Consider the following 25,024-nt stretch of genomic DNA (forward strand, 5'->3'; position numbering starts at 1 on the left):
TCATGGTTTTAAAGCCAAATTTGTCTGCTGTCCAATCCCGCAAAGCTGTTTACTCTAGGAATGCGAGATATGGCACGGAATAAAGGGGCCTAGGCGAGCCGGATTTTGCCAAGTTGCGCTACCGCTTGGGTGATTTCTCCCGGCGTTAAGGCTGAGAAGCCGAGTAACCAACCGTCGCGCTGTGCGCTAGCGGTCTGATACTGGGCCGTCAAACCAGGCGTAATGACGCCGGACTTTCGCGCCTGTTGAGTTAATGCCCTCTCTTGGCCCTGAGGGAGCCAAATGGCCAGTTGCAACCCGCTAGCTGTAGGTTGTGGTGTTGCAAAGTGGCTCAGGTTCTGTTCTATCTGCAAAAGCAGCCAGTCTCGACGGCTACGATAGAGCTGACGCATATAGCGGATATGGGATGCAAAATATCCCTGCAGAATAAACTCTGCCGTCACTGCCTGCATCAACTGAGCACAGTGCCCATCAAACACCATGCGTGCGCTGTGCTATCTCCAACAACGCCAATCGCCGCTCCAGAGTCAACGCAACACCGGTAGGGTATTGATGTGAAGGTGTCAGATAGGTCAGCCGTGGTACAGGTCATGTGTGATCTGGCTGTAGCCCACACTTGTCACTTTGTTGAAACAGGGCTAGCAATACCTGGGACATAATTGGTCTTATAGCAGTGATAAAATGGGTATTACTTATAAGGCCAAAATTCGGCACAATTGTCATCAATCTTTTGCACGGGAGTGTGATTATGAATGCAACTTCATTGGTTTTGGCTTTTCCCCCGGTGACGGCTCAACAGAGTCTGGATTATCTGCTGGCAAAACTCAGTTATTACGCCGACTCAGCCGATGTTGCGGAAGATCTGCGCAACGGCATCGGTGAGATTGTGGTAATCGACACCCGTGCTGCCGCAAGATATGCCGCTGGACATATTCCGGGAGCGGTGAGTTTTCCACATCGCTCAATGGACGAAAACAGCACCCGGAGGCTCGCTCGTGACAAAGTCTATATCACCTATTGCGACGGTATCGGCTGCAACGGCTCCACAAAAGGAGCCTACGCGCTGGCAAAACTCGGTTTTCAGGTCAAAGAACTGATAGGCGGGTTGGATTTCTGGTTACGCGATGGCCTGCCGTTGGCCATCGGCGATGAAACCGGCTCGATGCAAGGGCAGGAAGAAGCACCAGAATGCGGTTGCTAAAACACCCAGAACAATAGCAGCAGCAAAACGATAGCTATGGCAATCAGCACTCGCGGTTTGTTGAGTCTAGATTGCAGTGGGTTGAGTGGTTGCTGCACCGCAGGGTTTTCGCCAGGCCTGAGCAGTGGAGCTGCTTTATCTAAACGCCGGATAAAGAGCTGTTGGATAACATCACTCAACTGTGCTGGTGTGAGCGGCGTATTGAGACTGCCATTGAAACGCGTGTGGCAATAGTCGCTGAGTTGTTGCTGTTCCTGCTGGCCTGCGGGTTGTTTCAACACCGCCAACAGGTTGTGCAACGTAGGCGATGTTTGCGAGCTAAGCGCTATTTTTACCTGCAGAAACTGGCTGAGTAACTGAAAGTGACGTGCAGGGAGCGGATCGTTGATTTTTACCCTTACCAAGTCGAACAACGCCTGCCATATTTTGGCTGGTGTTTCACCGGTGACGGCACTGAGTCTGGTGACCTGTTGCTGAAGATGTTGGTGTTCTGCAGGCAACAACGGGCGATCGCTGGTGGTAGTTTGCTGGGGATGGGGAATGGCCAGCTCACCAGTTTGTAACAGATTCAAAACCTGCTGCAATTGCGGGTGGCTAAGTTGGCTCAGCACGGTATGGCCGAACTGCTGACGGATAAAATCACTGACGGCCTGGCGATTATTGCCTTGCGGCAGTAGCTCGGTAAGCTGTTGCAACAGTTGGCGGTTGGCGTGGCCTTGTTGCGCGGCAGCGAGTCTATTTTGCAGTAACTGCTCGGCTGGCAGGAAATGACGGGCCAACAGCTCACCGTTGTTATCAGCGCCCAGTTCATGCCGCAGCGTGGCCCAAATCTCGGCGGATTTGGCCGGGCTGAGTGCCATGATTTTCACCAACAGTTTTTCCAGCGCGGTGCGTTGGGCTGGGGAAAGCGGCTCATCATCGGCGGGCGAGCTTTTGCCCGGAGTCGGAGGGTGATTGAGGGCGCTGGGCGCGCCTGGTCCACTCAAAGGTTGCATATCACCTGTCCTTCGCTGAGTAAAAAATCGGCTAACCCGGCGAAAAGCTCAGGCTTAATCTTGGCTGCCCCTTAATTAACCGCCAGCGCTGTTAAATAATGGGTACAGCCCGCTATGATACCTGTAATCTTAGGTCATCAATACTGTCTGCAAGACATTTCTTTACAGGCTAATCGTTGCTTATCCTGTTTGCGCCGCTAAGATAAGCGCAGATAACGTATTGGGGGCGCAGTGATTAATCGACAGCGGATTGCAAAATGGTTTTTATACCTGACTTGCCTGGTTGTGCTGACTTGCGTCACGCAGCGTATGGCAGGGTTGCATTCGTTGCAACTGGCGTTGGGGTTGCCCAACGTCAGCGCTAGCCAGACCACGGTTAACGATGATAGCGAATCCGAATCTACTTCCACTCCATGTGAACTGAGTGCCAAATCGTTGTTGGCTGCATCACCCGTGATGTTTGAAACTGTGCTGTTCGGGATGGGAATACTGCTGGCGCTTCTGACCCCGATCATGGCTCCACGTCTGCGTTTCCCTCCACCGCGAGTTATTTCCCCAACCACCCTGCGGGTACATCTGCGATTATGCGTGTTCCGTGAATGAGTTAATCCCTCGTTATACGTGGTGATTAATTTATTTACGGAGAAAAAAATATGTTTAATTTCATCAGGCTGGCGTTTGCTTGCCTGCTACTGTTGTGGCTGCCTACGCTTCAGGCGGCAGATAGCGGTTGGCTGCAAAGCCCACAAAACGATCATGCCAAGGTCAGACTCCGTGCGGATAACAGCAAGGGTGAGCAAACCCGTGTGCTGCTGTCCGTCGAGTTGGAAAAAGGGTGGAAAACCTACTGGCGTTCACCGGGCGAGGGGGGCATTGCACCAGCCATTAGCTGGCAAGGGGAGCCGCCACCGGCAACCTGGTATTGGCCAACGCCACAACGTTTCGAGGTGGCAGGCATCTCCACCCAAGGTTATCACGACCGGGTAACACTTCCTTTGGTGCTGAAGGGGGGGGTAGGTAAGTTGGCAGGAACGCTCACGCTATCCACCTGTAGCAATGTCTGTATCCTGACCGACTACCCATTTACTCTGGATCTCGCTACACCTGCCGATCCCCAGTTTGATCATGACTTTGCCCAGGCAATGGGACAGGTGCCTATTGCCAGCGGTTTGGTAGATAGCATCCGTGTCGGTTATCAGCACGGCGAGTTGCAGATTAGCGCTGAGCGAGCGGCGGGCTGGCAAAAACCCGAACTGTTTTTCGATACTCTGACTGATGCGGATCTTGGCAAGCCCGTGGTGAGCAGCGATGGTACGCATATGCAAGCACGGGTTCCCGTCAGTGATGGCTGGGGAGAGGGAGCGCCTGATCTGCGCGGCAAGCAACTGCGGTTAGTGATCGGCGATGGGGGCATGGCGCAGGAAACTACGTTGACCATTGGCGGGTCTCTCGGTTTACCTTCATCTTTCGGTTTCCCGCTATGGCAAGCGGTGTTGATGGCGTTGGCGGGCGGCTTCATTCTGAACCTGATGCCTTGTGTACTGCCGGTGCTGGGGATGAAGCTAGGTTCGATTTTGCAGGTTGAGCAGCGTGATAGGCACAGAGTGCGTTGGCAATTCCTGGCTTCATCATTAGGTATTGTGGCGTCGTTTATGGCATTGGCGCTGTTGATGACGCTGCTACGCTTGAGTAATCATGCGCTGGGGTGGGGGATCCAGTTCCAAAATCCGTGGTTTATCGGTTTTATGGTTCTGGTAACGCTGCTGTTCAGCGCCAACCTGTTTGGCCTGTTCCACCTGCAACTCTCTTCTTCGCTGAATACCAAGCTGGCAACCCATAATGGGCAAGGGCTTAGTGGTCATTTCTGGCAGGGGGCCTTTGCCACCTTATTGGCAACGCCATGTTCTGCGCCCTTCCTCGGTACTGCGGTGGCATTTGCGCTAGCAGCCTCACTGCCGGTACTTTGGGGCATGTTCGTGGCCCTGGGTATTGGCATGAGTTTGCCATGGTTGCTGATTGCCGCCTGGCCTGCGCTGGCATTGCGTTTACCGCGCCCTGGCCGCTGGATGAATGGCGTCAGGTGGGGGCTTGGCCTGCTGATGCTGCTGTCTTCATTGTGGCTACTAAGCCTGATGACCAACCATATTGGCGCGAAGCCAACGCTGATTGTTGGCACTCTGCTGCTAACAGGACTGTTGCTGGCAATCGGGATACGCTTAGGCCGCCGCGCTGCGGGTATCGCCACTGCCAGCACGTTGGTAGTCGCCGGCCTGGTATTGCTGGTCAATTCCTTGACCGTGGGCGCTGGGCGACAACCCCTGCACGACAATATCGCTTGGCAACCCCTTTCTGAACAGGCGATCACTCAGGCGTTAGCTCAACACAAACGGGTATTTGTCGATGTCACTGCCGATTGGTGTGTGACCTGCAAAGCTAACAAATTCAACGTATTGCTGCGTGACGATGTGCAAAAGGCGCTGAGTGCTGATGATGTTGTGGCACTGCGTGGCGACTGGAGCCGCCCATCTGCAGAGATTTCAGCCTTCTTGCAGCGGCGTGGCAGTGTAGCCGTCCCCTTTAACCAGATTTATGGTCCCGGCAACCAAGATGGCGAGGTGTTATCACCGCTGTTAACGCGTGAAGCCGTACTGAAAGCTCTATCCGCAGCCAAAGGAACCCAATAATGAAAAATTTTCTGATTTTACTGATGTTGATTGTTACCCCGGTCTGGGCCGCAGCGCCGTTTACCGCTGAGCAAGAGGCGCGAATCAAGGTGTTAATCCGTGAAACCCTGGTATCCAACCCGGAAATTCTGGCGGAGGCTGCAGATGCCTGGCAACAGCAAAACGCCAGCCAACAGATCGGCCAAGCGCTCAAACAAAATAGCAAAATCCTGTTTGAGGATCCGGCCAGCCCGAGACTGGGGGCGAAGAATGCCAAGCTGACGCTGGTGGCTTTCACTGATTATAATTGCCCCTACTGCAAGCAGTTTGATCCCAATCTGGAGAAGATCGTCAAGAATTATCCCGATGTGGCACTGGTAATAAAACTGTTGCCGTTCAAGGGTGACAGTTCGGTTAGCTCTGCCCGCGTGGCCTTGACCACTTGGCAGCAGCACCCGGAACAGTTCTGGCCGTTGCATCAACGTCTGATGGCCAAGAAAGGCTTCCATCACAGTGCCAGTATCGCCGCAGCACAACAGAAAACCGGGGTGCAGCCGGTCGCACCAACCGAGCAGAGCATGACCACGCTGCGCAGCAACATGAAACTGGCGGAGCAGTTTGCTGTGCAAGGTACACCTGCCACCCTGATCGGCGACCAAATACTGCCGGGCGCGGTGTCTTATGAGGAGCTGGAGGCGTTGGTACAGCAGCAGTTGGCGAAGATAAAAAATGGCTAAGTTGAAACGCTGGGCACGTGAATTACTGATCTTGCTGCTGATCGTGGTGGGAGTGGTGTTGGTTATGGACTGGTGGCGCGCGCCGCAGGCTCCACCAGCCTTTAACCAGCAAATGCTACAGACGTTGGACGGCGAGCCGGTGTCCTTGGCGCAACTGAGCGAGGATAAGCCCCTGCTGGTCTATTTTTGGGCGAGTTGGTGCGGTGTCTGTCGTTTTACCACGCCTAACGTGAGCAGACTGGCGGCGAATGGTGGCAACGTGCTGACCGTCGCATTGCGTTCAGGGAACGATCTGCAAGTCGAGCAGTGGCTGGCAGGTAAAAGACTAAAGCTACCGGTAGTAAACGATGAACGGGGGGAGCTCTCCTCACGCTGGCAGATTGGCGTGACGCCAACCTTTGTTGTGATATCCCAGGGTAAGGTGGTGCAGAGTACTACCGGCTGGACCAGCTACTGGGGAATGAAACTCCGGCTATGGTGGGCTGGTTTTTAACCTGGGTTACCAGTGTTAATAAAGCGGGCAGAGATTACCTGCCCGTTAAGGTTGATGACAAAGTCGCCTTCCGACCCGAGATACCCGGGCCTAGCGCACCGAGGGGGCGCTCCGACGGCTTACGCCGTTACGACCCCATCGATACGCTCTCCCTAATAACTGGGTTTGTCAGCAGTCTGGCGGGCAGGGATTACCTGCCCGTTATTTTTATTTGCTGTCAGTGGCCTCTGAGGTAATGCGACGGCGATGGCGCAGTTTGCGCAAAACTGGCGGTAATACCAGTACGGCAACGGCCAGCACCAACAGACATTGCGCGATGCTGCTGCTCCACAGAATGCCGAACTCGCCGTTGCTGATAGACAACGCTCTGCGCAGGTTCTGCTCCAGCATTTCTCCCAAAACGAAACCCAGGATCAGCGGCGACATAGGGAAATGCATTTTCCGCAGTATATAGCCAAACACCCCCAACCCAACCATCAGCAGTAAATCGAAAGTGGTGCTGTGAACCGCGTAGACCCCTACCGCAGAAATGGCGGCAATTGCAGGCACCAGGAACCACAGTGGTACGGTTAGCATGCGGGTGAACAGACCAATCAACGGAATATTCATGATTAACAGCATCACGTTGGCAATCAATAATGCGGCAATCAGCCCCCAGACAATATCCGGTTGTTCGGTGAACATGCCCGGTCCCGGCGTGATGTTGTAGAGCGTCAAGGCCCCCATCATCACCGCAGTAGTACCCGAACCCGGCACGCCCAATGTCAACATGGGAATAAACGAACCGCAGGCCGAGGCATTATTGGCTGCCTCTGGTGCGGCAACGCCACGAATATCCCCTTTTCCGAAGGTATCGCTATTACCGCTGATCCGCTTCTCCGTCATATAGGTGAGCGCACTGGCGATAGTTGCCCCGGCTCCAGGCAAGATCCCAACGAAGAAACCAATCACTGATGAACGCAGGGTGGGGCCAACGCATTCTGCAGCCTCTTTGCGGTTGAACAGCAAGCGGCCAGTCTTGCGGATCAACTTTTGCCCGGTACTGGTGGTTTCCAGCATCAGCAGAATTTCACTGACGGAGAACAGGCCGATGACCACCACGATAAACTGAATACCATCAGAGAGATGCACACTGTCGAACGTGAAGCGGTAAACACCGGTGTTGGCATCGACGCCTACCGTAGCCAGCCCCAATCCAATCAAAGCAGCAAGCAGCGATTTGATCGGATTCTCGCTCATCATGCTGCCAAGGCAGGCAATCGCGAACACCATCAAAGCGAAGTATTCCGCCGGGCCAAATGCCAGTGACCAGCGAGCCAGCAAGGGGGCGAACAGAATAATCCCGGTAATGGCAATCAGTGAACCGACGAAGGAACTGACCGCAGAAATGGAAAGCGCCACGCCAGCTCGCCCCTGCTGCGCCATAGGGTAGCCATCCAGTGCCGTCATGATCGCGGCTGCGTCACCCGGCACGTTAAGCAGGATTGACGAGATGCGCCCACCATATTCGCAACCGATATAGACGGTAGCCAACAGGATCAGAGCGGACTCTGCCGGTAACTTCAGTGCGAAAGCCAGCGGTAGCAGGATTGCTACACCGTTAATCGGGCCCAAGCCTGGCAATAGCCCGACGATGGTGCCAACAAAACAACCGATTAAGGCAATGATCAGGTTCTGTGGCACCAGTGCCACTTCGAACCCTTGAGACAAATACATCCAGGTTTCCATCATTGCCCCCGTTAACTCAGCCAAACGCCGATTGGCAGTGTGACATCCAACAAATAATCAAAGGCGAAGAACAGCGAAACGCCCATCACTGCGCCAGAGATCAGCGCTGCCACCACGGTGGCCCGGAATAGCAGGCCGATGCTGAAAGTCAGCAAGGCGGTAGCCAAAGGAAAACCGAGCCACTCGAATCCCCAGGCATACAGCACTAGCGTGATTACCAGCACCAACAGTCGTTGCAGCACTTTGTTATGCGGCCATTCGATAACTTGCGGCCTACGTAACAACAGCAGCACGGCAAACAGTGCCATCAGCCCAAGAATGGCCAGCGGGAAGGGCCGTGGCCCTAGAGGTTCGTAACTGTACTCGCTCTGTATGCCCCAACCGATAAACAGCCCTCCGAGGCACAGTAGCAGCCACAGGCCAGCAAAAATTCGATCGCTCATGGAATGCCCTTTGGTTATTTGGCTAGCCCGAAGGTTTTTGCCTGCTCGCGATACTGGTTAACCTGGCTTTTCACATAGGTATCCAGCTCTTTACCGGTCATATTGAATTCAAACAGGCCGCGCAGGTCGCGCTGTTTTTTGAACTCTTCGGTATCCATCATTTTTTTGAAGGTATCGATCCACCACTGATACTCTTCCTCACTGACTTTAGGGCCAACATAGAAACCGCGAATAATCGGCCACACCAGATCGAACCCTTGCTCCTTGGCGGTAGGCACGTTAGCGAGTTCGCCCGGTAGACGTTCCTCGGCGTATACCGCCAATACGCGCAACTTATCGCCCTTCAGGTGAGGCACCATTTCGCTCAGATCGCCAGACACCGCCTGAATATGGTTACCCAACAGTGCAGTTACCGGCTCACCGCCACCCTCAAAGGCGACATAGCGCATTTTGTGAGGATCGACACCAACCTGGCGGGCCAGCAGGGCGGTTTTCATCCAATCCTGGCTGCCAATGGAGGCACCGGCACCAAACACCACGCTGTTTGGATCCTTTTGGAAGGCATCCATCAGGTCCTTCAAGTTCTTATAAGGTGAATCGGCGCGCACGGCGATCATGCCGTAGTCTGTGCCAACGGCGGCTAACCATTTCACATCATCGACGTTGTAGCGGCCAAACTTGCCTTGCGAAAGATTCAGCAGCGACCCACCAGAGAAAGCGACCACGGTGCCAAACTCTGCTGGTCGTTGGGCGACGATAGCGTTATAAGCAACAGCACCAACACCACCCGGCATATAAGTCACGCGCATCGGTTTATCGATGGCTTTGGTTTCCTGTAATGAAACCTGGATCAGTTTGCAGGTGAGATCGAAGCCCCCACCTGGCTTGGCCGGAGCGATACATTCTGTACGGTTGGGCTGTTCTACAGAGAATGCTTGACTGGTGGCGAGCAGCAAGGCCGTAGCGGTAAGTGTGCGGGTAATTATTTTTTTCATATCCTTTCCCATTGGTTTTCTTTTAGATTGTGATTGCCCCAACTGACAAGGGGTTGCCGAATTGTTAAAACAATAACCTTTCATTTACCTTTCAGTGCCCGGAAAAGTTTACAGGATGTGATATGCGTCTCTTGTTGGTTGAAGATCACCCCGAGTTATCTCATTGGCTGCAAAAGGCACTGACCGGCCTTGGGTTTGCCGTAGATGCCGCTGCCGATGGCCTGGCTGCAGACCATCTGTTATTGAATGAAAACTATGCTCTGGTGGTGCTGGACGTGGCGTTGCCAAGGTTGAATGGCTTGGAGTTGCTGGCCCGGCTGCGCAAACGGGGGCAGACTTTGCCAGTGCTATTGTTGACGGCGCGGGCAGAAGTGGCCGACCGGGTCAAAGGGCTGAATCTGGGAGCTGACGACTATCTCACTAAACCATTCGAGCTTGATGAGTTAGAGGCGCGTATCCGGGCATTACTGCGGCGCAGCGTTGGCGTGACGCAGCAGGCCCTGGAATATGGTGGCTTGACCTACCATGACGAAGGCTATTTTCTGTTGGACGGGAAACCGTTACAACTGACGCCCCGTGAACTGGCGGTGTTGACAACGTTAATGCATCGCCGTGGTCGTCCCGTTGCCAAGCAGCAACTGTTTGAACAGGTATTCACGCTTTCTGACGAGGCAAATCCGGAAAGTATCGAGCTTTACGTCCACCGTCTGCGCAAGAAACTGCTGGGTAGCACGGTGTCGATCATGACCATACGTGGCCTGGGATATAGCCTGGAGCTGTGCAATGAAGTGGTTTAAAGCACCGCGTTCACTGTTCTACCAATTATTGCTGTTTTTTGGTTTACCCCTGTTGGTGCTGGGAGGGATTTCGATCTACACCCACTATTTCAGCGCCATGCATGCGGCCACATTGGCTTACGATAGAACCTTACTGGCCTCCGCACGTACCGTAGCGGAACGATTGGTGGTACGCAATCAACGGTTGGAAGTTGATGTCCCGTACGTGATGCTAGACAGTTTCGAACGCAATATGAACGATAGACTCTATTACCAGGTTATTTCACCCGAGGGAAAAAGCATCTCGGGGTATGACGATCTACCAAAATTACCGCCCTATATTCCGCGCTCTAATCTCTACCCTGCCTTGGTACATTTTTATAATGCGCAATATCAGGGGGTTCCGATCCGTGTCGCCGCCTTGTTCCAACCGGTCAATGATTCCGGTGTGGAGGGGATGGCGACCATTCTGGTGGCGGAGACGCTGGAATCAAGGCGTTACCTGGCGCGGCAGATGCTGTTGAGCGCGCTACTCAGTCAGGGAACCGTGGTGGTATTGACGTTGATCCTGGCTTATATCCTGCTGAAAAAGGTATTGAAACCATTACGCAGGCTTTCCAGCTTGATGCTGCGGCGCGATCCGGGGGAATTGACACCGCTGCCGATAGTGCTGCCATGGTCTGAAATGCAGCCGCTGTTACTGGCATTTAACCGCTACATTGAGCGGCTACGATTAATGGTGGCGCGTCAGGGACGCTTCAGTGCAGATGCCTCTCACCAACTGCGTACACCGCTGACGGTGCTGAAAACTCAAGTAGCTGTAGCCTTGGCAAGCGATCGGCCAGAACAATGGCGAGAAAGCCTTGATGGCATGAGTACCACCTTGGACAACACCATAGCGCTAACCGACCGCCTTCTGTCACTCTCCCGGCTGAAAGCCGATGAACACCGTACCGATCAAAAACTGCAACCGGTTAATCTGGCACAGGTATTAAAGGATGCCTGTTTTTCTCGCTTGTCTCAGGCACGTAGCAAGCAGATCGATCTGGGCTATGAAGGTGTGGGGACATGCTGGGTATCTGGTGAGGCGCTGTTACTGGCGGAGCTTTGTGCCAATCTGTTGGACAATGCGCTGAAATATACGCCAAACCGAGGGATTGTGACGGCACGATTACTGGTGGCTGGCGAGGGGGTGCTGTTGGAAATTGAAGACAGTGGGCCGGGCATTTCTCAGGAGCAGACTGCGGCTGCGCTCCAGCCGTTTCATCGCTTGGATAACGTGGGTGAACAGCCGGGGGCAGGTTTGGGGTTGGCATTGGTGAAAGATATCACTGCTTATCATGGTACTCGCCCGGAGTTGCTGAGTTCCCCTGAGTTAGGCGGTCTGCTGGTACGGATCCGTTTTAATTTGCTGTCTTGATTATATTTTTTAAACGAGTGTTACTTTTCACATCGTTGAGACAGGGGGGAGTATTTATTTCGGTCGCTAAGCACCCTGTAGTCTTATGTTGCTAGGCTGTGTCCCTTAATTGCCCGTGGTGCCGTCGCAGACCCAAAAGCCCGTTATCAAGGCGGAGGGTGAAGGGCAGAATGGCCCTCTGTTCAAGCCCGACAACACAGAAAACGGGCTTTTGGGGCGCGACCCTTCGGGCTGGGGCCATTTGCGCGCATTGCGGCGTTGTTCGCCGCTTATTTGGTCCACCAAACCTCGCGGCTCACGCCTTGCCCTGCGCGCAAATGACCGCCAGCGGCGCTCGCGTGCAATTAAGGGACACAGCCTAGGTGAAAGCTCCCGAGCAGGGTGCCGTGCCACGTCTTGGGCCCTGCAATTAGCATTCAACCTGAGTGACCTTATTACCCGCGAATCACCCCTTACCGCTGACCTGCTTTTTACTGTGCACCAGCGGCGTTCGCAGGCGCTGTGACAGAATAACCCCCAGCAGGGTGATCCCGCCGCCGATCAGATGATAATTCTGTAACTGTTCGTGCAGGAACAACACGGCGATCACGGCGGTGAAAACCGGGGTCAGGTTCATAAAGATGGAGGCTTTATTGGCCCCCAGACGCATGACCCCGAGGATCCACAGGAATGGCGCAAGGATAGACGCGGGAATACCGGCAAACAGTACCAGCGGGATATTCTGGCTGTTGAGTTGCACGTCCGGGGTCATGATGAAGTTTGGCAGCAGCAATGCCACACCAAACAGGATCTGTACATACAATGATTGCCAGTTAGGCAGCGGGATCGCCCAGCGTTTAGTCAGCACGCCATAAAGTGCGTAGGAAGCTGAAGCTCCAAACATCATCCACTCCCCCTTACCGATACCGTGCTGCAATAGCAAACCGGGTTGACCTGCGCTGACCAGCCAGACCAGTCCTGCTAAAGAAAGCAGGGTGCCTAAGGCGATACCGACGGTTGGCGCAATACGCAGCGCAACGATACTGATCAGAACCGTCAGCAGTGGGATAGATGAGTTAATGATCCCCATAAAGAGTGCGCTGACAGTGTGTGCGGCGTAGTAAGCCAAACTTTGGTACAACACCATGCCAAGCAAGCCCAGGATCATCAGTTTCCACCAATTGGCGCGCACGGACGGCCAATGACGGATCACTCCCGGCAACGCGAAAGGAGTCAGCACGATTAGCGCTAGCAGCCAGCGATAGAAAGAGATAGCGGCTGGGTCGATGGCGGTTGCCGACACTTTGCTGACCACGGCGTTAATCGACCAAATGAGTACGGCCAATAGAGGAAAAAGTGCATTCATGATAATTATTCTCAACAACATACAGCAAGCAGATTAGTTTACCCATGTCTGATTTATTATATATAGTGATAACCAGACAAGATCTGACTAAATCAAGACAACTTCACTATGGCTGAAACCCGTAAATCTCCCACCGCCGATGTCGCGGCACCGCGCACGCTTTTCTTTCGCTGTGAAGAAACCAATGCGGATACTGAGTATCTGCTGCACTCTCATGACTGGGGGCAACTGGTTTGTGTTAAAACCGGGGTGATAGCCCTGAATATCGCTGGCCAGCGTTTTCTTGCCCCGCCAGAGTTTGCTGTCTGGCTGCCAGCCGGAATGAAACACTCCAGCTATAATCACAAACCCGCGCTGTTTCGCACCATTAATATTGCCAAGTCCTGGTGTGTGGGGCTGCCAGAACAGGCTTGCCTGATTAACGTTTCCCCAGTATTCAGTGCGATTGTCGAAGATTGTCTGGCGCGAAAAATGTTGGAGCCACACAGCGAAGAAGAGTTGCGCCTGTGCCAGGTGATGATCGACCAACTGCGCATTTCGCCGATCCAGCAGACCTATCTGCCCACCTCACAAGACAAATTTCTCGGGCCGGTTTTGCAGGCGCTGGAGCGTTGCCCGGCAGACAATACGTCGCTGGCGGTCTGGGCTGAACGGGTCTATACCACCGAACGCACTTTATCGCGCCGTTGCCAGCAAGAGTTGGGGATGTCATTTAGTGAATGGCGGCAACGCCTGCGCTTTCTGCATGCGCTCTCATTGCTCGAACAGGGGAAAACCGTCCAGGATGTGGCTCTCGAAGTGGGTTATAGCTCGGCTTCAGCGTTTATTGTCATGTTCCAGCAAATTGCTGGAACTACACCGGAACGCTTACGTCGCGCGTAACAATATTGGGTTTCTTGGCCATTCGGTGGCAAACTATTTTCTGCTTGAGCCCCCATTGTTGGAGAATATCGTGAAGATCCTGGTTGATGAAAATATGCCCTATGCGGTAGACCTTTTTGGTCGCCTGGGCGAAGTACAGGCCGTGCCTGGCCGGCCAATCCCGCGCGATGCACTGGCCGGTGCCAACGCGCTGATGGTGCGTTCTGTGACTAAAGTGAATCAGGAACTACTGGCAGGGACGAGTATTGGCTTTGTCGGTACGGCGACAGCGGGTACCGATCATGTTGATGAAGCCTGGTTACAGCAGGCGGGAATTGGTTTCTCAGCGGCACCGGGCTGCAATGCCATCGCCGTGGTGGAATATGTTTTCTCCGCATTACTATTGTTGGCGGAGCGCGACGGTTTCCATCTGCGTGATAAAACCGTGGGGATTGTTGGCGTCGGTAACGTAGGTTCACGTCTTGATGCACGTCTTAACGCGCTGGGAGTGCGCACATTATTGTGTGACCCGCCGCGTGTCGTTCGTGGCGACGCAGGGGAGTTCTGGCCGTTGGAAAAACTGGTGGCTGAGGCAGATATACTGACTTTCCATACGCCATTGAACAAGAGCGGCCCCTATAAGTCTTTGCATTTGGTTAACGCAGAGCTGCTTGAAGCTATGCCGGAAGATCGGATCCTGATCAATGCCTGCCGAGGAGCCGTGGTGCATAACGCTGCGTTGCTCAAGGTGCTGGAGCAGGGGAAAAGGCTCAGTACGGTACTGGACGTATGGGAGCCAGAACCAGATCTCTCCTTATCGCTGCTGGATTGGGTGGATATTGCAACCGCGCATATTGCTGGTTACACGCTGGAAGGCAAAGCACGTGGGACCACCCAGGTCTTTGAGGCTTTTTCCCGTCACCTTGGACAACCACAGTCTATCGAGCTTGCTGCCCTACTGCCGATCCCGGAATTCAGTCAAGTTCGCCTAAATGGGCCACTGGATGAAGGCAAGTTAAAACGATTGATGCACTTAGTGTATGATGTGCGCCGCGATGATGCCCCATTACGCAAAGTTGCCGGTCTGCCGGGTGAGTTTGATCGTCTGCGCAAGCATTATCAGGAACGCCGGGAGTGGTCTTCGTTGCAGGTGTTGTGTGATGACAGCGCCAGTGCCGAACTGCTGCAAAAACTGGGTTTTGGTGTTCGCTAACAAGCTGCGTAAGGTTATCTTAAGCAACCTGATTTACCCTTTTTTATCCGGGCGTTGTATCTCTCCGTTGTCTTTTAGACTTTGGCCTGAAATCGACGCCCGTTTGTATTTGAATGAAACACTCTGGAGAACTCCCAATGTCTGATGGCTGGAATATCGCTCTGCTTGGTGCCACTGGCGCAGTAGGTGAAGCGTTGCTGGAATTGTTACAGGAACGCCAGTTCCCGGTGGGTGAGCTTTTTCCTTTAGCCAGTGAACGTAGTGCTGGTGCGACGGTGCGTTTTAACGGCAAATCCCTGTTGGTACAGAATGTCGAAGAGTTTGATTGGTCCCAGGCGCAGTTGGCTTTTTTTGCTGCTGGTACCGAGGCCGCAGCCCGTTATGCGGATGATGCTGGCAATATGGGCTGCCTGGTGATCGACACCAGTGGGCAATTTGCCTTGGAGCCGGATGTGCCGCTGGTGGTGCCTGGCGTGAACCCGCAGGTGCTGGCAGAGTACCGCAACCGAAATATCGTCGCGGTGGCAGATAGCATGGTGTGCCAACTGCTGACGGCGATTAAACCGCTGACCGAGCAGGCGGGGCTATCTCGTTTGCATGTGACTACGCTGATGTCGGTTTCAGCCCGCGGTAAAGTGGCGGTGGACGATCTTGCCGGGCAGAGTGCACGTCTGTTGAACGGTATTCCTGCAGAACCTGGGGTATTTGCCAAGCAGTTGGCGTTCAATCTGTTGCCATTGCTCAATGATGAGCAGGGCAGCGTAAGGGAAGAACGCCTGATCGTCGATCAGGTTCGCAAAGTGCTACAGGACGAAGGGTTGCCTATCTCGGTAAGTTGCATCCAATCCCCGGTGTTTTATGGCCATGCTCAAGTCGTCCATCTGGAAGCGTTGCGCCCGATCGCTGCGGAAGAAGCTCGCAACGAACTGGAGCAGGCAGAAGATATTCAATTGAGTGAAGAAGACGATTATCCGACTCAGGTGACGGAAGCGTCAGGCAGTGATGTGTTGAGCATCGGCTGCTTGCGTAACGATTACGGTATTCCAGAAATACTGCAATTCTGGTCAGTAGCCGACAACGTTCGCTTTGGCGGCGCACTGATGGCAATCGAAACCGCAGAACGCTTGTTGCAGGAGCAGATGTACTGATGTCTGAAGTGGAGTTGCCAACCCAGCCAATGCTAAAGATTGCGCTGGGGATCGAGTATGACGGTAGCCGCTATTACGGCTGGCAGCGTCAGCAAGAGGTTACCAGCGTGCAGGCTTGCCTGGAAAAGGCCCTGAGTAAGGTGGCAGATGCGCCGATAGGCGTTTTTTGTGCCGGGCGTACCGATGCAGGCGTGCATGCCACCGGGCAAGTGGTGCATTTTGAAACCCACGCACGCCGTAAGGACGCGGCCTGGACGATGGGGGTGAATAGCCATTTACCGCCGGATATCGCTGTGCGCTGGGTGAAAGAAGTGAACAGCGATTTTCATGCACGCTTCAGTGCAACCGCACGCCGTTATCGCTATATCATCTATAACCATCGCTACCGTCCGGCGGTTTTACAGCAAGGGGTGACCCATTTCTATCACCCGCTGGATGCGGATCGCATGCATAGAGCAGCGCAGGCTTTGTTGGGAGAAAACGACTTTACTTCATTCCGCGCGGTGCAGTGCCAGTCACGCACTCCTTGGCGTAACGTAAAGCACGTTAAGGTTGCACGCTATGGCGAATATATTGTGGTCGATATAAAAGCCAATGCCTTTGTACATCATATGGTTCGCAACATTGTGGGCAGCCTGATGGAAATTGGCTGTGGCAATCAGGACGAGAACTGGATGGCTAAACTGCTGGCGTTGAAGGATCGCAATCTGGCGGCCGCAACGGCAAAGGCTGAAGGGCTGTATCTGGTCGCCGTTGATTATCCAGAGCTGTTTGATTTACCCCGGCCCCCAATGGGGCCGCTGTTTTTAGCCGACGATTAAACAGCCTGATGGCAGATTAATGCGTTGTTCACCGATGCTTGCGCCGGGTGAGTGAGCCACCCGGAGAAAAGAGAGAGTTTATGGACATCATTAAGTTTCTGATTGATTTTATTTTGCACATTGATGCGCATCTGGCCGAGTTGGTCGCGCAATATGGTGTGTGGGTGTACGGCATTCTGTTCCTGATCCTGTTTTGTGAAACCGGGCTGGTGGTGACCCCATTCCTGCCGGGTGATTCCCTGCTGTTTGTCGCCGGTGCCTTGGCTGCTTTACCTTCCAACGATCTTAACGTACATACCATGGTGGCGCTGATGCTGGTTGCTGCCATACTGGGAGATGCCGTCAACTACACTATTGGGCGGTTGTTCGGCGAAAAATTATTCAGTAACCCGGATTCGAAAATTTTCCGCCGCAGTTATCTGGATAAAACCCACCAGTTCTACGAGAAACATGGTGGTAAAACCATTATTCTGGCGCGATTTGTACCGATCATCCGTACCTTTGCGCCATTCGTGGCCGGTATGGGGCACATGTCTTATCGTCATTTCGCTGCCTATAACGTGATTGGTGCGCTACTTTGGGTGCTCTCATTCACTTATGCTGGCTATCTTTTTGGTGACTTGCCGATCGTGCAGGAAAACCTGAAATTGTTGATCGTTGGGATCATCTTTGTTTCAATTCTGCCGGGCATTATTGAAATATGGCGCCATAAACGTGCTGCCGCGCGCCAGCAAAAACAGTAAAAACATCGCTTAGCACATCGGTTCGACCAGTTTTTTATCCACAGTGTCGGACCGATATGGTTTAATGAGCGACATTTATGGTCTGTTCCTGCGAACAACCCTGGAGTTAGTGCCTGATTCGGGTATTTATTGTTGGGTGTGTTTTCGGGGGGATTGTTAAAGCATGAACAGCGGACTGGCGTCTGCCAGGTTCAAACAGAAAGGTCATCGATGAGCTGGATTGAACGAATTCTTAACAAAAGCAATGTTACTCAAACCCGTAAGGCGAGTATTCCTGAAGGGGTCTGGACCAAATGCGATAGCTGCGGCCAGGTTCTCTATCGTGCCGAGCTGGAGCGTAATCTTGAAGTGTGTCCCAAGTGCGACCATCACATGCGTATGCCAGCCCGTATGCGTTTGCATACCCTGCTGGATGAAGGCAGTGAGGTGGAACTGGGTAGCGAACTGGAGCCAAAAGACGTTCTGAAGTTCAAGGATTCCAAGAAATATAAAGATCGACTGGTTGCGGCACAGAAAACGACCGGTGAAAAAGATGCACTGGTGGTGATGAAGGGCACGCTATACGGCATGCCAATTGTCGCTGTCTCCTTTGAATTCGCCTTTATTGGCGGTTCAATGTCTTCCGTTGTTGGTGCTCGCTTTGTCCGGGCGGTTGAACACGCATTGGAAGATAACTGCCCGCTGGTCTGCTTCTCCGCCAGTGGCGGTGCGCGTATGCAGGAAGCGCTGATGTCGCTGATGCAGATGGCAAAAACCAGCGCCGCGCTTGCCAAGCTGCAAGAGCGTGGTCTGCCGTATATTTCAGTGCTGACCGATCCTACCATGGGTGGGGTTTCTGCCAGCCTGGCTATGCTGGGTGACATCAATATCGCAGAGCCGAAAGCTTTGATCGGTTTCGCTGGTCCACGTGTTATCGAACAGACCGTACGCGAAAAACTGCCGCCGGGATTCCAGCGCAGTGAGTTCCTGATTGAAAAAGGCGCGATAGATATGATCGTCCGTCGCCCGGAGATGCGCCAGACATTGGCCAGCATCCTTTCCAAACTGACTAATCAGCCGCAGCCGCTTTTTGACGACGCTGTGCCGGTAGTCGCAGAGGAAAATCAGACAGAAGCCTGATCCGTGCAATAACGCACCAGCAATGGGCTGGTGCGTTTTCCAACCGCCATTTTGCGGCAAGCGGCGGTCGGAGAACGTAGAGCATCGCCTTAACCGCGGTGAAGGTGGTGCGCCATACGGATTTTGAACCCAAAGTCAGTGACGGGACTCATGCAAAACCACCAAATTCCCCAAGCCACGTCGCCATTGAGCTCGTGGCTTTATTATCTGGAACGTCTGCACAGCCAGGCGATAGAGCTCGGTCTGGAACGCGTGCAGCGCGTTGCGGCACACCTCGACTTACTCACTCCTGCTCCAACGGTATTCACCGTTGCCGGTACCAACGGCAAGGGGACAACCTGCCGTACGCTGGAGGCCATCTTGATGGCCGCCGGATTGCGTGTTGGCGTTTACAGCTCGCCACATCTGGTCCGCTATACCGAACGCGTGCGTATTCAGGGGGAAGAACTCAGCGAAGCAGAACACTGCCGTTCGTTTGCCGCGATTGAAGCAGGCCGTGGTGAAATCTCGCTGACCTATTTTGAATTCGGCACCCTTTCTGCGCTACAGCTGTTTAAGCAGGCTAAACTCGACGTGGTTATCCTTGAAGTCGGGCTGGGTGGGCGTCTTGATGCCACCAATATTGTCGATTCCGATGTTGCCGTGGTGACCAGTATCGCTTTGGACCACACCGATTGGCTGGGAAGCGATCGCGAGAGTATCGGCCGTGAAAAGGCAGGTATTTTCCGTGGCGGCAATCCAGCCGTGGTGGGGGAGCCTGATATGCCGCAAAGCATTGGCCAGGTGGCGGAAAATCTGGGAGCGCTACTGTATCGCCGGGGTGAAGCTTGGGCCTTCAGCGAACAGCAGGGCGAACGCTGGCAATGGCAGTGCGACGGTACACATCTGACAGACTTACCGACGCCTAACGTACCGCTGGCCAACGCCGCTACGGCTTTGGCCGCGCTGCATTATTCTGCGTTAGAAATCGATGAGAAGGCGATCTTTGCCGGGTTGCAGCAGGCGACTTTGCCTGGCCGCTTCCAGATTATTCAGCACAATCCGCTGTTGATTCTGGATGTTGCGCATAACCCGCATGCGGCTGCCTATCTGGCTGAGCGGCTGGTGAAACTTCCGCGAGGCGAGGGCAAGGTGCGAGCCGTAGTGGGTATGCTTTCTGACAAGGATATTGCCGGAACTTTAGCTTGCCTGAGTGAGCAGGTGGATGAATGGTATTGCGCGCCGCTTGAGGGGCCAAGGGGTGCCAGTGCTGAGTTACTGGCGCAACATCTGGCGGAACCGCAGCAGTTTGCCGATGTCGAAACTGCCTGGCGTCAAGCTATGCAGGATGCAGATATTCAGGATATTGTGATCGTCTGTGGTTCGTTCCACACCGTTGCACATGTGATGGCGGCGTTAGACGAGAGGCGGGGAGTGTGAGTGGCAAGTAAATTTCAGAACAGACTGGTTGGAACGGTGATTCTGGTGGCCCTGGGCGTGATTATCCTGCCGGGGTTGCTGGATGGAAAGAAAAAGCATTACGAGGATGAGTTTGCAGCTATTCCTCTGGTGCCAAAGCCGGGTGATGCCCATGAAACCGATTTAATACCACCGGCGAGCCAACCTTTACCTTCCCAACCACCGGAAGGTGCCGGGGCATTGGTAGAACAACAAGCAGCGTCCGAGGCGGCAGCCCAGCAGGCAGCTAACCAAGCTGCCAACCAGAATCAACGTCAGCAGCAGTCCAACGCAGCTGCGCCTCCGGTTGAAACCAAGCCACTCCAGCCTGTTAAACCAAAACCGGCAGAAGTGAAACCAAGCCCGGTAGAGACCAAACCGGTCGAAGTGAAGCCGAACCCGGTCGAAGTTAAGCCGGTAGAAGTGAAACCTAAACCGGTACTGCCACCGAAGGTTGAACCTAAACCGCAGGTGAAGCCTGAACCAGAGCCTAAACCTAAGCCAGAGCCTAAACCCGCAGTAGAAGAAAAAGCCCCAGCAGGGCAAGCTTTTGTGGTGCAATTAGGCGCCTTGAAAAACGCCGCCAAGGTTAACGAGATCGTTGCCTCGTTGCGCCTGTCTGGCTATCGTGCCTATACCGTGCCATCAACACCGGTACAAGGTGAGATCACCCGGATTTTTGTCGGCCCCGATGCGTCAAAACAGAAGCTGCAGTCTTCGTTGCCTGAACTGAATGCCATCAGTGGCCTGAGTGGGCAGATCAAGGCTTATGGCGTGCGTTAATCTTGGTATGGCATCGAGTGGAAAGACGCCGGTAAAACGGAGCCTTTCCACTTATGCAGACGTGGCGCTAGAGAATTTTCACCACCGTTTTTTATTTTTTGCGTGTTGGGAAATCCGCTACGCAAACGTTTTCTTTTTCTGTTAGAATTCGCCGCGAATTGGATGCAGGGGCGATTCATCATTGGAATAGTTCATGGTCTGGATTGATTACGTCATTATAGCGTTGATTGGATTTTCGGCTTTGGTAAGCCTGATCCGAGGTTTTGTTCGCGAAGCGTTGTCACTTGTAACATGGGGTTGCGCGTTCTTTGTTGCCAGCCATTTCTATCCTTACCTTGCAGCCTACTTCACTCGTTTTGAAGATGAGCTGGTGCGGAACGGCATTGCGATTGCCTTTTTGTTCATCGCAACGCTGATTGTGGGCGCTATCGTTAACTATGTGATTAGTTCGTTGGTAGAGAAAACCGGGTTATCGGGTACCGATCGAGTGCTGGGTGTGTGTTTCGGCGCACTACGTGGCGTGTTGATTGTGGCGGCGATACTATTCTTCCTGGATACCTTTACTACGCTGTCGCAAAGTGCGGATTGGAAACAATCACAGTTGATCCCCCAGTTCAGTTACATCATCAGGTGGTTCTTTGACTACCTGCAGAGCACGTCGAGTTTCTTACCAACCCATTTACCGGGGCGGTAGCGGCTTAGAGGAAAAGACAACATGTGCGGTATTGTCGGTATCGCCGGTTTCACGCCGGTAAACCAGTCTATTTATGATGCGTTAATGGTGCTTCAGCATCGTGGGCAAGATGCCGCAGGCATCGTCACCATTGATGACCATAATGGGTTTCGCCTGCGTAAGGCAAATGGCTTGGTGAAGGATGTGTTTGAAGCTCGGCACATGCTGCGTTTGCAGGGCAACATAGGCATCGGCCATGTGCGCTACCCTACGGCTGGCAGCTCCAGCGCTTCAGAAGCTCAGCCCTTCTACGTTAACTCACCGTTTGGCATAACGCTGGCACACAACGGCAATCTCACCAACGCCAATCAATTGCGCCAAAAGCTGTTTGAAAGTGGCCGCCGTCATATCAATACCACTTCCGATTCCGAGATCTTGTTGAACGTGCTGGCTACCGAGCTGGACCGTATCCAACATTACCCGTTGGAGTCAGACAATATTTTTACTGCGGTTGCGGCGATGCACCAGCAATTGCGCGGTGCTTATGCCTGCGTGGCGATGATTATCGGCCACGGCCTGGTGGCGTTTCGCGATCCGAACGGCATCCGTCCGTTGGTGATCGGTAAACGTGAGCTGGAAGATGGCCGTTGTGAGTATATGGTCGCCTCTGAAAGCGTTGCGCTGGATACGCTGGGCTTTGAGTTCCTGCGTGACGTTGCGCCTGGTGAAGCGGTGTATATCACCGAAAAGGGCCAACTGTTTACTCGCCAATGTGCAGAAAATCCAAAAACCAACCCGTGCCTGTTCGAATATGTCTATTTTGCCCGTCCTGATTCCTTCATGGATAAAATCTCTGTCTATAGCGCACGCGTGCGCATGGGCCAGAAGCTGGGTGAAAAGATCGCCCGCGAATGGGAAGACCTGGATATTGACGTCGTGATCCCTATTCCGGAAACGTCTTGTGATATCGCGCTGGAAATTGCGCGCATCCTGGATAAACCCTATCGCCAAGGTTTTGTTAAAAACCGTTATGTGGGCCGTACCTTTATCATGCCGGGCCAGCAAGCTCGCCGTAAGTCGGTGCGCCGCAAGTTAAACGCCAACCGTGCCGAGTTCCGTGACAAGAATGTATTGCTGGTCGACGACTCTATCGTGCGTGGTACCACCTCTGAACAGATCGTGGAAATGGCACGTGACGCAGGGGCAAAACGCGTTTATTTGGCTTCTGCGGCCCCGGAAATCCGCTTCCCTAATGTTTACGGCATTGATATGCCTAGCGCTACGGAGCTGATTGCCCACGGGCGTGAAGTGGATGAAATTCGTCAGCTCATTGGCGCAGATGGCTTGATCTTCCAGGATCTGGATGACCTGATTGAGGCGGTGCGTGAAGATAACCCGGATATCGTTCAGTTTGAATGTTCGGTGTTTAACGGCATTTATGTGACCAAAGATGTCGATCAGAGCTATCTGGAGTATCTGGAAGCGCTACGCAATGATGATGCCAAGGCGCTACGCGGCCAGACTGAAGCTGAAAATCTGGAAATGCACAACGAGGGATAAGCCCTTGCCAAAATGGTGCACCGTGGCGTCCGCTGCGGTGCACGCCTTCCCTGCTTGCTAATATGCAAAGGTTGCTGCAAAGTCGGCCCGGATTCGACTATTCTAACCAGATATTCCCCGGCAGAGGCCAGCTTGATGAAAAGACTCATTATCGGTATTTCCGGCGCCAGTGGCGCAATCTACGGCGTGCGTTTGCTGCAGGTTTTGCGTGGCGTGGAAGGCGTGGAAACCCATCTGGTGATGAGCAATGCGGCTCGGCAGACCTTGGCATTGGAAACTTCGCTGAGTCTACGCGATGTTCAGGCTTTGGCCGATGTGGTCTATGACTCGCGCGACATCGCCGCCAGTATTTCCTCTGGTTCTTTCAAAACCATGGGAATGGCCATTTTACCGTGCTCAATCAAGACATTATCGGGTATTGTGAATAGTTACAGCGATGGGCTACTTACTCGTGCAGCCGATGTGGTACTTAAAGAACGTCGCTCTTTGGTACTGTGCGTGCGTGAAACGCCACTGCATTTGGGCCATTTGCGCCTGATGACCCAGGCGGCAGAACTTGGGGCGATAATTATGCCACCGGTTCCCGCTTTCTATCATCGCCCGCAAACGCTGAACGACATTATCGATCAGACCGTTAACCGGGTGATCGACCAGTTTGATATCGAACTCCCGCAAGATCTGTTTACCCGCTGGCAAGGCGCTAATTAACACGCTAATCCCTAAATTTAAACATTTGTGCAACACAGCACTGATTTAGTGCGGTTTATGCACCATAATGATCCCAGGCTGTGTCCCTCAAATGATCGCCAATAGTGTTTAGGTGCAATTGAGGGACACAGCCTAATTCCATCAAGCACGCAATATCAGGTTTTCAGCTTTTACTGGGGAGCCGAGGTGCGACTGCTGTTGGCCGTTCAATTGTTGGAGCACTGGTCTATAGAAATCGTTTTGCCAGGGTTGGAGTCTTTCTGCCTGGCATGTAACGGAGATCTGGCACGATTGCTGCAAATGATTGGGTGAATGAAGGTAGTGCCCGTAGTGGCATCGGAAAAATCAATTTGAGGGTGACTATGAAAAAGCGAGTTTTGGTTCTTCCTTTGGTCTTGGCGCTGAGCGCAATGAGTAGTGCATTCGCTGCTTTACCAACAACGCTTAAAATTGGTACCGATCCAACTTATGCGCCTTTTGAATCTAAAAATGCGCAGGGCGAGTTAGTCGGGTTTGATATCGATCTGGCCAAAGAGTTGTGCAAGCGCATAAATACTCAGTGTACATTCGTTGAAAGCGATTTTGACGCGCTAATCCCTTCTCTGAAAGCGAAGAAGATCGATGCCATTATTTCTTCCTTGTCGATTACCGAAAAACGTCAGCAGGAGATTGCCTTTACAGACAAACTCTATGCGGCCAATGCGCGCCTGATCGCACCAAAAGGCTCCAAGGTCCTGCCGACTGCGGAAGCATTGCAGGGTAAGAGTGTAGGCGTGTTGCAGGGGACGACTCAGGAAGCCTATGCCAACGCTATGTGGCAGCCGAAAGGGGTAACGGTTGTGCCGTATCAGAATCAGGACTTGGTATATGCCGACCTGGCATCTGGGCGCATCGATGCGGCCTTCCAGGATGAGGTGGCAGGCAGTGACGGCTTCTTGAAACAACCGCCTGGGAAGGATTATGCATTCGCCGGCGAGTCGGTGAAAGATGATAAATTCTTTGGTGTAGGTACTGGGATGGGCTTGCGCAAGGATGACACGGAATTAAAAGCGGCACTGGATAAAGCCTTTGCTGAAATGCGTAAAGACGGTACTTACGACAAGTTTGCGAAAAAATACTTCGACTTTGACGTCTACGGTGGCTGATACCCCGTTCTGTATCA

24 protein-coding genes and 1 pseudogene are annotated in these 25,024 nt (G+C 53.3%); 19 read left to right on the forward strand and 6 right to left on the reverse strand.

Going from position 1 to position 25,024, the window contains the following annotated elements:
- Positions 1-89: 89 nt before the first annotated feature.
- Positions 90-588: pseudogene (locus SAQUA_RS08415) on the reverse strand (hypothetical protein); the annotation flags it as partial.
- 160 nt (positions 589-748) lie between these two features.
- On the opposite strand from SAQUA_RS08415, the gene SAQUA_RS08420 reads away from it, so the two are divergent.
- Positions 749-1,201, forward strand: coding sequence for a rhodanese-like domain-containing protein (locus tag SAQUA_RS08420; RefSeq protein WP_380672529.1), 453 nt, complete (start codon positions 749-751; stop codon positions 1,199-1,201).
- On the opposite strand, the gene flk is transcribed toward SAQUA_RS08420, so the two are convergent.
- A complete protein-coding gene (gene flk / locus SAQUA_RS08425; protein WP_380672531.1) occupies positions 1,198-2,196 on the reverse strand; it encodes a flagella biosynthesis regulator Flk in 999 nt (332 codons plus the stop codon). The two genes, SAQUA_RS08420 and flk, sit on opposite strands and share 4 nt — an antisense overlap.
- A gap of 231 nt (positions 2,197-2,427) precedes the next feature.
- Here flk and SAQUA_RS08430 point away from each other — a divergent pair, with 231 nt between their 5' ends.
- From SAQUA_RS08430 to SAQUA_RS08445, 4 genes are read left to right on the forward strand one after another with little or no spacing between them, the layout of a single operon-like run.
- Positions 2,428-2,799 carry a copper resistance protein gene (locus SAQUA_RS08430; RefSeq protein WP_380672533.1) on the forward strand — a complete coding sequence of 124 codons (372 nt, stop codon included), beginning with the start codon at positions 2,428-2,430 and terminating at the stop codon, positions 2,797-2,799.
- 50 nt (positions 2,800-2,849) lie between these two features.
- Positions 2,850-4,880 carry a protein-disulfide reductase DsbD family protein gene (locus SAQUA_RS08435; protein ID WP_380672535.1) on the forward strand — a complete coding sequence of 677 codons (2,031 nt, stop codon included), beginning with the start codon at positions 2,850-2,852 and terminating at the stop codon, positions 4,878-4,880.
- Entirely contained in the window at positions 4,880-5,596 is a 717-nt protein-coding gene (locus tag SAQUA_RS08440) for a DsbA family protein (RefSeq protein ID WP_380672537.1), read from the forward strand. The genes SAQUA_RS08435 and SAQUA_RS08440 overlap by 1 nt, the downstream gene beginning before the upstream one ends.
- Positions 5,589-6,089 (forward strand): protein disulfide oxidoreductase, encoded by a 501-nt coding sequence (locus SAQUA_RS08445; RefSeq protein ID WP_380672539.1) that lies wholly within the window; start codon positions 5,589-5,591, stop codon positions 6,087-6,089. The genes SAQUA_RS08440 and SAQUA_RS08445 overlap by 8 nt, the downstream gene beginning before the upstream one ends.
- A 207-nt stretch (positions 6,090-6,296) precedes the next feature.
- On the opposite strand, the gene SAQUA_RS08450 is transcribed toward SAQUA_RS08445, so the two are convergent.
- From SAQUA_RS08450 to SAQUA_RS08460, 3 genes are read right to left on the reverse strand one after another with little or no spacing between them, the layout of a single operon-like run.
- Positions 6,297-7,817: a tripartite tricarboxylate transporter permease gene (locus tag SAQUA_RS08450; protein WP_380673617.1), complete on the reverse strand. Its 1,521-nt coding sequence runs from the start codon at positions 7,815-7,817 to the stop codon at positions 6,297-6,299.
- Positions 7,818-7,828: 11 nt separating this feature from the next.
- Positions 7,829-8,260, reverse strand: coding sequence for a tripartite tricarboxylate transporter TctB family protein (locus SAQUA_RS08455; protein WP_380672541.1), 432 nt, complete (start codon positions 8,258-8,260; stop codon positions 7,829-7,831).
- Positions 8,261-8,274: 14 nt separating this feature from the next.
- Positions 8,275-9,255, reverse strand: coding sequence for a Bug family tripartite tricarboxylate transporter substrate binding protein (locus tag SAQUA_RS08460; protein ID WP_380672543.1), 981 nt, complete (start codon positions 9,253-9,255; stop codon positions 8,275-8,277).
- A 122-nt stretch (positions 9,256-9,377) separates the two neighbouring features.
- Here SAQUA_RS08460 and tctD point away from each other — a divergent pair, with 122 nt between their 5' ends.
- Positions 9,378-10,052, forward strand: a complete 675-nt coding sequence (gene tctD / locus SAQUA_RS08465) for a transcriptional regulator TctD (RefSeq protein ID WP_380672545.1) — start codon at positions 9,378-9,380, stop codon at positions 10,050-10,052.
- Positions 10,039-11,451 (forward strand): sensor histidine kinase N-terminal domain-containing protein, encoded by a 1,413-nt coding sequence (locus tag SAQUA_RS08470; protein ID WP_380672547.1) that lies wholly within the window; start codon positions 10,039-10,041, stop codon positions 11,449-11,451. The genes tctD and SAQUA_RS08470 overlap by 14 nt, the downstream gene beginning before the upstream one ends.
- A gap of 445 nt (positions 11,452-11,896) precedes the next feature.
- On the opposite strand, the gene SAQUA_RS08475 is transcribed toward SAQUA_RS08470, so the two are convergent.
- Complete coding sequence (locus SAQUA_RS08475) at positions 11,897-12,796, reverse strand: DMT family transporter (RefSeq protein WP_380672549.1); 900 nt, start codon at positions 12,794-12,796, stop codon at positions 11,897-11,899.
- Positions 12,797-12,904: 108 nt separating this feature from the next.
- Here SAQUA_RS08475 and SAQUA_RS08480 point away from each other — a divergent pair, with 108 nt between their 5' ends.
- The 12 genes from SAQUA_RS08480 (at position 12,905) to hisJ (ending at position 25,007) form a co-directional block, all read left to right on the forward strand.
- Positions 12,905-13,678 carry a helix-turn-helix transcriptional regulator gene (locus SAQUA_RS08480; RefSeq protein ID WP_380672551.1) on the forward strand — a complete coding sequence of 258 codons (774 nt, stop codon included), beginning with the start codon at positions 12,905-12,907 and terminating at the stop codon, positions 13,676-13,678.
- Positions 13,679-13,748: 70 nt separating this feature from the next.
- On the forward strand, positions 13,749-14,870 hold the full coding sequence (locus SAQUA_RS08485; RefSeq protein ID WP_380673618.1) for a DUF3410 domain-containing protein: 1,122 nt from the start codon (positions 13,749-13,751) through the stop codon (positions 14,868-14,870).
- A 137-nt stretch (positions 14,871-15,007) separates the two neighbouring features.
- Entirely contained in the window at positions 15,008-16,018 is a 1,011-nt protein-coding gene (locus SAQUA_RS08490) for an aspartate-semialdehyde dehydrogenase (RefSeq protein WP_380672553.1), read from the forward strand.
- Positions 16,018-16,839 carry a tRNA pseudouridine(38-40) synthase TruA gene (gene truA, locus SAQUA_RS08495; RefSeq protein WP_380672555.1) on the forward strand — a complete coding sequence of 274 codons (822 nt, stop codon included), beginning with the start codon at positions 16,018-16,020 and terminating at the stop codon, positions 16,837-16,839. Before SAQUA_RS08490 ends, truA begins: the two co-directional genes overlap by 1 nt.
- Before the next feature lie 80 nt (positions 16,840-16,919).
- Positions 16,920-17,582 (forward strand): DedA family protein, encoded by a 663-nt coding sequence (locus SAQUA_RS08500; protein ID WP_380672557.1) that lies wholly within the window; start codon positions 16,920-16,922, stop codon positions 17,580-17,582.
- Positions 17,583-17,792: 210 nt separating this feature from the next.
- The gene (gene accD / locus SAQUA_RS08505) at positions 17,793-18,701 is read left to right on the forward strand and encodes an acetyl-CoA carboxylase, carboxyltransferase subunit beta (protein WP_380672559.1); all 909 of its coding nucleotides are present in this window, start codon (positions 17,793-17,795) and stop codon (positions 18,699-18,701) included.
- A 150-nt stretch (positions 18,702-18,851) separates the two neighbouring features.
- Positions 18,852-20,120, forward strand: a complete 1,269-nt coding sequence (folC, locus tag SAQUA_RS08510) for a bifunctional tetrahydrofolate synthase/dihydrofolate synthase (RefSeq protein ID WP_380672561.1) — start codon at positions 18,852-18,854, stop codon at positions 20,118-20,120.
- On the forward strand, positions 20,121-20,921 hold the full coding sequence (gene dedD / locus SAQUA_RS08515) for a cell division protein DedD (protein ID WP_380672563.1): 801 nt from the start codon (positions 20,121-20,123) through the stop codon (positions 20,919-20,921).
- A gap of 193 nt (positions 20,922-21,114) precedes the next feature.
- Complete coding sequence (cvpA, locus tag SAQUA_RS08520; protein ID WP_380672565.1) at positions 21,115-21,615, forward strand: colicin V production protein; 501 nt, start codon at positions 21,115-21,117, stop codon at positions 21,613-21,615.
- A 21-nt stretch (positions 21,616-21,636) separates the two neighbouring features.
- Positions 21,637-23,154, forward strand: a complete 1,518-nt coding sequence (gene purF, locus SAQUA_RS08525) for an amidophosphoribosyltransferase (protein WP_380672567.1) — start codon at positions 21,637-21,639, stop codon at positions 23,152-23,154.
- Between the two features lie 135 nt (positions 23,155-23,289).
- On the forward strand, positions 23,290-23,862 hold the full coding sequence (locus tag SAQUA_RS08530; protein WP_380672569.1) for a UbiX family flavin prenyltransferase: 573 nt from the start codon (positions 23,290-23,292) through the stop codon (positions 23,860-23,862).
- A gap of 362 nt (positions 23,863-24,224) precedes the next feature.
- On the forward strand, positions 24,225-25,007 hold the full coding sequence (gene hisJ / locus SAQUA_RS08535) for a histidine ABC transporter substrate-binding protein HisJ (protein WP_380672571.1): 783 nt from the start codon (positions 24,225-24,227) through the stop codon (positions 25,005-25,007).
- Positions 25,008-25,024 lie beyond the last annotated feature (17 nt).

The sequence above is a fragment of the Serratia aquatilis genome, from assembly GCF_044865145.1.
Classification (GTDB): domain Bacteria; phylum Pseudomonadota; class Gammaproteobacteria; order Enterobacterales; family Enterobacteriaceae; genus Chania; species Chania aquatilis.